Source organism: Devosia sp., from assembly GCF_034675085.1.
Taxonomy (GTDB): domain Bacteria; phylum Pseudomonadota; class Alphaproteobacteria; order Rhizobiales; family Devosiaceae; genus Devosia.
In genome coordinates this window covers 1-7,329 of record NZ_JAUCDN010000167.1, presented here as the reverse complement: position 1 = coordinate 7,329, position 7,329 = coordinate 1, and the positions used below count along the sequence as shown (strand labels likewise).

The 7,329-nt window shown below is 65.6% G+C and carries 7 protein-coding genes; 2 read left to right on the top strand and 5 right to left on the bottom strand.

Annotated elements, in window-relative coordinates:
- Positions 1-1,317 (top strand): MFS transporter (locus VDP82_RS11400; RefSeq protein ID WP_323014968.1); only part of this gene is annotated, 1,317 nt, incomplete at its 5' end.
- A gap of 3 nt (positions 1,318-1,320) precedes the next feature.
- On the opposite strand, the gene VDP82_RS11395 is transcribed toward VDP82_RS11400, so the two are convergent.
- Entirely contained in the window at positions 1,321-2,529 is a 1,209-nt protein-coding gene (locus VDP82_RS11395; RefSeq protein ID WP_323014967.1) for an MFS transporter, read from the bottom strand.
- A 156-nt stretch (positions 2,530-2,685) separates the two neighbouring features.
- Here VDP82_RS11395 and greA point away from each other — a divergent pair, with 156 nt between their 5' ends.
- Entirely contained in the window at positions 2,686-3,168 is a 483-nt protein-coding gene (gene greA / locus VDP82_RS11390; RefSeq protein WP_323014966.1) for a transcription elongation factor GreA, read from the top strand.
- A gap of 116 nt (positions 3,169-3,284) precedes the next feature.
- Here the strand turns inward: greA and VDP82_RS11385 are convergent, their stop codons facing one another.
- From VDP82_RS11385 to VDP82_RS11370, 4 genes are all read right to left on the bottom strand, one after another.
- A complete protein-coding gene (locus tag VDP82_RS11385; RefSeq protein WP_323014965.1) occupies positions 3,285-4,406 on the bottom strand; it encodes a M20 family metallopeptidase in 1,122 nt (373 codons plus the stop codon).
- Between the two features lie 15 nt (positions 4,407-4,421).
- Positions 4,422-5,717, bottom strand: a complete 1,296-nt coding sequence (locus VDP82_RS11380) for a hypothetical protein (protein WP_323014964.1) — start codon at positions 5,715-5,717, stop codon at positions 4,422-4,424.
- A gap of 72 nt (positions 5,718-5,789) precedes the next feature.
- On the bottom strand, positions 5,790-6,812 hold the full coding sequence (locus tag VDP82_RS11375) for an oligopeptide/dipeptide ABC transporter ATP-binding protein (protein WP_323014963.1): 1,023 nt from the start codon (positions 6,810-6,812) through the stop codon (positions 5,790-5,792).
- Positions 6,805-7,329: ABC transporter ATP-binding protein (locus VDP82_RS11370; RefSeq protein WP_323014962.1), on the bottom strand; the 525-nt coding region annotated here is incomplete at its 5' end. The genes VDP82_RS11370 and VDP82_RS11375, both read right to left, overlap by 8 nt.

The window sequence follows — 7,329 nt, the reverse complement described above, 5'->3', positions numbered from 1 at the left end:
GGCAACAATCTGGTCGCCAACATCACCAATTTCACCGTCTGGTTCGCGGTGACCTTCTGGATCTTCCTCGAAACCCATTCGGTCTTTGCCACCGGCATGGTGGCCGGGCTCTATCTGGTGTTCACCGCCGGCCTCGGCTTCTGGCTCGGCAGCATTGTCGATCACAATCCCAAAAAGCTGGCCATGCAGGGCTCAAGCCTCGTCTCCTTCGGCTTTTACGGGCTGGCCCTCGTCATGCTGCTGCTTGAGCCCGAAGGGGCCTTCACCGATCCCTATGGGCTTTACCTCTGGGGCTTCGTGCTGCTGCTCATGCTCGGCGTCATCGCCGGCAATATCCGCGCCATCGCGCTGCCGACGCTGGTGACCGTGCTCATCCCCGAAGACCGGCGCGACAAGGCCAATGGGCTGGTCGGCATGGTGAGCGGCATCGGCTTTTTGACCACTTCGGTCATCAGCGGCGTGCTGGTCGCCTATGGCGGCATGCTGGCCGTGCTGCTGCTGGCACTGAGCCTGACGCTGCTGGTGTTCCTGCACCTGCATCTGGTGCGGATCGACGAAAGGCGCGCCCCCCCGGCCCCGGACGCGCCGACGGAGGCGGGCAGGGTGGACATCAAAGGCACCATAAGGGTCATCGCCGCCGTGCCGGGCCTGTTCGCGCTGATCTTTTTCGCCACCTTCAACAATTTCCTCGGCGGCATCTTCATGGCGCTGCTCGATGCCTATGGGCTGTCGCTGGTGTCGGTTCAGGTGTGGGGGCTGCTCTTTGGCGTGCTCTCCACCGCCTTCATTCTCAGCGGCATCGTCATCGCCCGCACCGGCCTGGGCAAGAATCCGCTGCGCACCCTTCTTGCGGTCAACCTCATCACCTGGGGCGTATGCTGCGTCTTCACCATCCAGCCCTCCATCTGGCTGCTGGCCGGAGGGTGCTTCATCTGGATGCTGCTCGGCCCCTATGCGGAGGCGGCCGAGCAGACGACGCTTCAAAAGGTGGTGCCGCTGGAGCGGCAGGGCCGCGTTTTCGGCTTCGCCCAGTCGGTGGAGCAATCGGCCTCCCCGCTCACCGCCTTCCTGATCGGGCCGCTCACCCAGTTCATCGTCATCCCCTTCATGACCGATGGCGCCGGCGCACGCACCATCGGCTCCTGGTTCGGCACCGGGCCGGATCGCGGCATCGCGCTGGTCTTCACCGTGGCCGGGCTTTTCGGCGTCATGCTGACGCTTTACGCCTTTAATTCGCGCTATTACCGGCAATTGTCGGCCGCCTATTCCGGCGACGACGATGCCAATGGCGGGGCAGCCCAGACGAGCCCCGCCTGAGCCTCAGGCGGGCTGGAGCTGACCCGACGCGGGCTGGCTGGGGCGCGGAAAGGCCAGGGCCATGGCCGCCGCGCCCAGCCCGATCAGCGCCGAGCTGATATAGAGCCAGTGATAATCGCCGAAATTGTCGAAGATCCAGCCGCCGCCCACGGGGCCGAAGGCCATGCCGATGCTGGAAGTGAGGGTGATGCCGCCGAGCACCGTTCCCATCACCTGGGGCGGGAAATAATCGCGCGCCAGCACCGCATAAAGCGGCATGACCCCGCCATAAACCATGCCCAGCACCACCGCGAGCATGTAAAAATCGCTGAGCTGGGACACGTAGATATAGGCATAAATGCCCGCGGCTTGCAGCAAAAGCCCGCCGATGATGACGCGCTTGACGCCCAGCCGATCGCCCATGATGCCGAACAGCAACCGCCCGAACAGCCCCGCCACGCCCTCGACGCTGTAGATGGACGCAGCGGCCAGCGGCGTCGCTCCGCAGATCATGGCATAGCTCACGGTGTGGAAGATCGGCCCCGAATGGGCTCCGCAACAGAGGAAGAACACGGCGGCCAGCACCAGGAATTGCGGCTTGCGCAACGCCGACCAGATCGCGCTTCGCACCGGCGGGGGCGCAGCGGCGCCGGCCGGTGCGGGCGCCAGGGCCGGCGCCCGGCGGATCAGCAGGCTGGTGGGTATAAGCACCACCCAGGCCGCAATGGCGATGATGAACATGGCGCTGCGCCAGCCATAGGTCTGGATGAGCAGGCTGGCCAGCGGCGTGATGACCATGGGCGCCACTCCGCCGCCGATGGAGACCAGCGAGACGGCAAGGCTGCGGTTCTTGTCGAACCAGGCCAGCGTGGTGGCGATCAGCGGCGCGAAGAAGGCGCCGCCCGCCGCCCCGATCAGCCCGCCATAGGCAAGCTGGAATTGCAGCAGGTCGCCGGCGCGGCTGGCAAGGAACAACCCCAATCCCAGCAGGCCCGAGGCGATCAGAACCACGGGGCGCGCCCCGATGCGGTCGCTCACCGTGCCCCAGAAGAAGCCGGCAACGCCCATGACGATGAAGCCGATGGTCATGGCCCCCGAAATGCCGGCGCGCGACCAGCCGGTGTCGTCGGCCATGGGTTGCAGATAGACCGGCAGGGCGAACATCGAGCCCGCCGCCACGCAGGTGATCAGCGCCCCGGCGGCGACGATCACCCAGCCATAATGTCTTTCCATGATGTCATTCCTCCGCCCCCGACATCATTTTATGCCTCTCCCGCGCAAAGCGCAGCCGGGGGTCCGAACAATTTTTATCGGCCCTGGCAGGACCGATTTGCCCCGCGCGCCGGCGTGCACTATCTCCTGAAGCGATTGCCCGTTTGGAGACCCGCCATGAGCGTCGCCTTCACCAAGGAAGAAAGCGCCGAAACCGCTTCGGAAACCATGCTGCCCGACCGGCCGGTGCCGGAAGGCCCGAACCTGGTGACCGCCAATGGCCTTGCCGCGCTGGAGCGCCAGCAGGCCGAGGCCCGCGCCGCCTATGAGGCGGCCCTGGAGATCGAGGATGTCAACGAAAAGCGTCGGCAAGCCGCCAACCCCTTCCGTGATTTGAGATATTTCACCGAGCGCCTGCGCACCGCCCAGCTGGTGCCGCCACCGGAAGGCACCGATGTCGTCGCCTTCGGCAGCACGGTTACTTTCGAACGCGAGGATGGGCGCGTGCAGACCTACAGGATCGTCGGCGAAGACGAGGCCGACCCCCGGCAGGGCTCGATCTCCTTCACCTCTCCCATGGCCCGCGCCCTGATCGGCAAGGCCCTGGGCGAAGTGGCCGAGGTGGCGGGAGGCGAGGTGGAAGTGACGGGGATCGCCTAGATTCCGCACCGACCCTAAAGCGTTTCCAGCAAAAGTGGAAACGGTTTTGCGGTTCGGAAACGCGATAAAACAAAGGCTTAGATCATTTCAACGTTTCTACTAAACGGTGAAATGATCTAAGCGAGCGTCAGCATCAATTCGCGCAGCAGGCGGGTGCGTGGTTGCAAGCTGGCGAGGTCGATCCATTCGCCCAGCGTATGCGCGCCGCCGCCGACCGGTCCCAGCCCGTCGAGCACCGGAGCATGGGGCGCCACCAGATTGGCGTCGCTGCCGCCGCGCCCGCGTCCGCCATGCAGCTCGAAGCCGATGGCCCTGGCCAGCGCCTGCGCCTTTTGCAGCAGCGCCTCGATGGCGGGGCCATGCTCATAGGGCAGCCGCCAGATGCCGCCGCGATAGGTTATGCGCACGTCCGGGGTGCGGGCCTTCAGTGCTTCGATCCGCGCCAGCGCCTCCTCGGCTGCCTCCACCTGGGTGACGCGCACATCGACCCGTGCCACCGCCTGGTCCGGCACCACATTGGCGCGGGTGCCGCCGGAGGCGGTGCCGACATTGAACGTGATGTCGCGCTCATAATCGGTCATCGCTTCCAGCGCGATGATCTGATGCGCCAACTCCACAAGGGCGCTGCGGCCCTGGCGGTGGTCGGCGCCCGAATGGGCCGCCACGCCCTGGATCTCCAGGTCGAATTTCAGCGAACCGGTGCGCGCCGTCACCACCGATTGCAGCGTGTCGGCGCCTTCCGCCACCAGCACATAGCGCGCCTTGCCCGCCAGCTCGGCGATGATGTCACGGCTGGTCTGGCTGCCGATTTCCTCATCGGGAACATAAAGGAAGGTCAGGGGCAGGTGAGGCTGAAGGTTGCCACGCAGGATGGAGCGGGCCGCCTCCAGCGCCATGCAGGCGCCGCCCTTCATGTCGAAGACGCCGGGGCCTTCGAGCCTGTCCCCCACGCGGCGGATGGGAAAGCGCGCCAGTGTGCCCAGGGGATGCACGGTGTCGATATGGGAAATGACCAATATTCCCGCCGCATCCGGCCGCCCCCACGGTGCCCGCGCGATCAGCTTGTCACCGCGGCCGCCGAAACCGGCGATGCGCTCGACCGCCATGCCGAGATCGCGATGCTGCGCCTCGAGGTGCGATATCATGGCATTGACGGCATCCGGGCGGTCGGTCGGGCTTTCGATCGCCGCCCAGGCCGCGATATCGGCGAGGATGGCGTCAAAGGAAATATCGGTCATGGCATCCCGTCCCGTTCAGTCGTCGGCCAGGATGCGGCTGACATCGAGCCGATACATCTGGCGGCTGCCCTCATGCACGGAATCGAAGCAGATATTGCGATTGTCGCGGCTCCAGCGCGGATGCAGGTCGCACCTGTTATGCTTGCCCAGGTCCGGCGGCGTGTAAAATTCGCCCAGGTCGTGGCGAATTCCGGTGCGGGTGTCGAAGAGGAACAGGATGCGCTTGTCGGTGAGCTTGTCCGGATAGGTGTCGGAAAGCAGCCAACGGCCATCGCTGGAATAGGTCATGTGGCCGTTCTCGGTCAGCACATCCCGCCCCACCACCTGCACGGCGCCGGTCACGTCATTATAGAGATGATAGTGGATGGAGCCGTCATGCGGCCCCCAGACGATGATTTCCTCGTCCGATTTCCACATCGGATGGGAAATCTGGTATTCCGATTTCTCATAGTCGAAGGTGCCCACCGCATCCGGATCGAAATCCTCGGCCAGTTGCGGCAGGGGATGGTCGGTGCATTCGTGCAGCCGCAGCCCGGTGCCATCGGCATTCATGCTGAACAGGCGATGCAGGAAGCAGGTTTCGTCCTCGACGCGCTCGGTCCAGCGGTGGATGAACAGAAAGCGCGTCCCGCTCGGATTGACCTCGAGATGGGTCACCCAGTGCAGGGCCTTGTCCATCGAAGCCAGCGGCTGGAAATTGCGCAGGTCGGCCAGGCTGAGCACCATGCGGTTTTCGCCGGTTTCGAGGTCCATCCAGGTGATGCCATCGTCTTCGGGCGCCAGCTCCAGCGGCAGGGTTTCCCCACTTGGCGCATAGCCGATGGTGCGATGGGTGACCCAGAAGCGCGAATAGCTCACCGAGAGGGCGAAGCGCCCATTGGGGGCGACGACATAGACCGGAAGCGGCAATTCGCGCTGTTCTCCGCTGTCCAGGTCGACGATGACGGATCGGAAATCCGAATTCATCCGGCTCGGCCTCACCGAGGGCTTTTCGGCGCGCGTGTTGAAGACGACGCTGTTGCGCTCTCCCAGCCATTGCAACTGACAGCCCATCTGCCAGTTCCACGTGGTGGTCTGCGCGATCTTGTGGAAGGCGCCGTCATCGGCCAGGTCGTAATAGCCGACCTCGGCGGTCTCGCCGCCGGTCAGGTCTCCAGTCATCATCGGCACGCGATTGGCCAGCAGGCGGGTGTCGTCGCGGCTGAAATTGCTCTTGTTGTAATAGCCGAAAAAGCTGTGCTGTTCCCCAGCGCCGACGCGCTGCGCGACTGGCAAAGAAAGCGTGGCTTCGGCGGCATTCCTGTCTGTCATGGTCTTTCCGGGCAAAATGGGCGGGGCAGGGTGCCCCGTCTGGATCAGATGGAGGGTGGGGCGGCGAGCCGGCTAAAGCGGCTCGGGATGATGGCAGGCGACCTGGTGGTCCTCGGTGGCGGCATGGGCCTGCAATTGCGGGTCGATGCGGGCGCAGATTTCGCTGGCCTTCCAGCAGCGGGTGCGGAAGCGGCATCCAGAGGGCGGATTGGCCGGGCTCGGCGGATCGCCTTGCAGGGTGATGCGCTTGCCCGTGCCGCCCTTGGCGTGGTCGGGGCTGGGCACGGCCGAGAGCAGCGCCTGGGTATAGGGATGGCGCGCCCGGCCGAACACGGCGTCGCGTTTGCCGATTTCCACGATGCGCCCCAGATACATCACCGCGATGCGCTCGCTGACATGGCGCACCACCGACAAATCGTGGCCGATGAAGATGAAGGTGAGGCCCAGATCGCGCCGCAGGCTGTCGAGCAGGTTGAGCACCTGCGCCTGCACCGAGACGTCCAGGGCCGAGACCGGCTCGTCCAGGATCAGCACCTTGGGCTTGAGCACCAGGCTGCGGGCGATGCCGACGCGCTGGCGCTGCCCGCCCGAAAGCTGATGCGGATAGCGGTTGGCGTGGCGGCTGTCGAAGCCGACGCGCTCCAGGATGGACATGACCTGGGCGCGGCGTTCGCTGGCGGGCAGGTCGAGACCATTGACCAGGAGCGGCTCCTCGACGATCTGGCGCACGGTCATGCGCGGATCGAGCGAGGCATAGGGGTTCTGGAACACCAGTTGCACCTCGCGGCGCCAGCGCCGCAACGCCGCCCCTTCGAGGGCGAACACCTCCTGGCCGTCGAAACGGAACGAGCCGGACGTGGGCTGGATCAGCCGCATCAGCGCATTGGCCATGGTGGATTTGCCGCAGCCCGATTCGCCGACCACGCCCAGCCCTTCGCCGCGCTCGACGGAAAAGGACAGATGATCCACCGCCTGGATGGGCTTGCGTTTGCGTCGCAGCAGGCCGCCGCGCACCGGGAAATGGCAGACGAGATCGGTGACCTCGATCAGAGGCCGCGGGGTCGCCGCGGCCGGCGCGGGCTGATCCTTATGCATCGGCAAGCACCTCCTCGCTGAAATGGCAGGCGGCCATGCGGCCCAGGGCGACTTCGCGCAGAGGCGGGCGCTCGCGCAGGCAGATATCGCGGCGCATCGGGCAGCGCGGGGCAAAGGCACAGCCTTGCGGCGCGTCGACCAGGCTGGCCGGGCGGCCGGCAATGGTGGGCAATTGCTGGTCGGCGTCGTCCATGCGCGGCACGCAGGCGGCCAGCGCCTTGGAATAGGGATGCGCCGCCGCCTTGAGAATGGCTTCGGGCCGGGCCATCTCGACTACCCGGCCGGCATAGAGCACGGCCACGCGGTCGGCGATTTCCGCCACCACGCCGAAATCATGGGTCACGAGCATCATGCCCATGCGGCGTTCGAGTTGCAGGCGGCGCAGCAGGTCCAGAATCTGGGCCTGCACGGTGACGTCGAGCGCGGTGGTGGGCTCGTCGGCGATCAGCAGCCTGGGATCGCAGGCCAGGGCCATGGCGATCATCACGCGCTGGCGCATGCCGCCGGAGAATTCGTG

Coding starts and splice junctions, on each gene's coding strand:
- VDP82_RS11375 (WP_323014963.1), bottom strand. CDS start 6,812: ATGCATAAGGATCAGCCCGCGCCGGCCGCGGCGACCCCGCGGCCTCTG.
- VDP82_RS11380 (WP_323014964.1), bottom strand. CDS start 5,717: ATGACAGACAGGAATGCCGCCGAAGCCACGCTTTCTTTGCCAGTCGCG.
- greA (WP_323014966.1), top strand. CDS start 2,686: ATGAGCGTCGCCTTCACCAAGGAAGAAAGCGCCGAAACCGCTTCGGAA.
- VDP82_RS11385 (WP_323014965.1), bottom strand. CDS start 4,406: ATGACCGATATTTCCTTTGACGCCATCCTCGCCGATATCGCGGCCTGG.
- VDP82_RS11395 (WP_323014967.1), bottom strand. CDS start 2,529: ATGGAAAGACATTATGGCTGGGTGATCGTCGCCGCCGGGGCGCTGATC.